At 73.0% G+C, this 1,205-nt stretch carries 1 protein-coding gene; it reads left to right on the forward strand.

All coding sequences use genetic code 11. The features are described from left to right. Positions 1-1,063 (forward strand): FHIPEP family type III secretion protein (locus B8460_RS12745; protein ID WP_048861981.1); only part of this gene is annotated, 1,063 nt, incomplete at its 5' end. Positions 1,064-1,205 lie beyond the last annotated feature (142 nt).

Consider the following 1,205-nt stretch of genomic DNA (forward strand, 5'->3'; position numbering starts at 1 on the left):
GGCGCCGCCGCCCGCCCCGCCGGCGGAGCCGCCGATCGCCGACAGCCTGCGCATGGACATGATCCGGCTGGAACTGGGCTACGGGCTGCTCGCGCTGGCGGGCGGCGACGCGCCGCGCCTGACCGAGCAGATCAAGGGCCTGCGCCGCTCGATCGCGCAGGAGATGGGCTTCGTGCTGCCGCCGGTGCGTATCCAGGACAACATGCAGCTGGACGCCGACGCCTATTCGATCCGCGTCAAGGAGATCGAGGCCGGCCGCGGCATGCTGCGGCCGGGCATGCTGCTGGCGATGGACCCGCGCGGCGGCGTCCCCGACCTGCCGGGCGAACGCACGCAGGAGCCGGCCTTCGGCCTGCCCGCGCTCTGGATCGACGAGGCGAAGCGCGAGGAGGCGCTGTTCCGCAACTGCACCGTGGTCGATCCGCCGAGCGTGCTCGCGACCCACCTGACCGAGATCGTCCGCGAAATGATGCCCGAGCTGCTGTCGCACGCCGAGACGCAGAAGCTGCTGGACGGGCTGCCGCGCGAACATGCGAAGCTGGTCGGCGATCTCATTCCCGGGCAGATCAGCGTGGGCGGCGTGCAGCGCGTGCTGCAGGCGCTGTTGTCGGAACGCGTGTCGATCCGCGACCTGCCGACCATTCTCGAAGGCGTGCAGGAAGCCTGTATCGGCGGCGCGCGGGCGGTGCCCGGCATCGTCGCGCATGTGCGCGCGCGCCTCGCGCGCCAGCTCAGCGACGCCCATACCGGCGCCGCCGGCTACATCCCGCTCGTCACCCTCACGCCGGAGTGGGAGGCGGCGTTTGCCGAGTCGATCATCGGGCCGCCGGACGACCGCCAGCTCGCGATGGCGCCCTCGCGGCTGCAGGAGTTCATGCAGAAGCTGCGCGCGGCCATGGACGTCGCGGCGGCGAGCAGCGGCGACACGCCGGTTCTGCTGACGAGTGCGGCGATCCGCCACCACGTGCGCGCCATCGTCGAACGCGTGCGCCCGGCGACCCCGGTGCTGTCGCAGCCGGAGATATTCCCCCGCGCCCGCGTCCGCACCGTGGGCAGCGTGTGAACGCGCGTCGCACGGCCGCGCCCGCGGGCGCCGCGTTCACCTTTCGGCAAGCCGTCCGCGCCTAGCCTTCCGCATGCGCCTCAAGCTGTTCCGCGCCGCCGACATGGCCGAGGCTCTGGCGCAGGCGCGCGCCACGCTGGGG

It is taken from the genome of Acidisphaera rubrifaciens HS-AP3 (assembly GCF_000964365.1).
In the GTDB taxonomy this organism is placed as follows: domain Bacteria; phylum Pseudomonadota; class Alphaproteobacteria; order Acetobacterales; family Acetobacteraceae; genus Acidisphaera; species Acidisphaera rubrifaciens.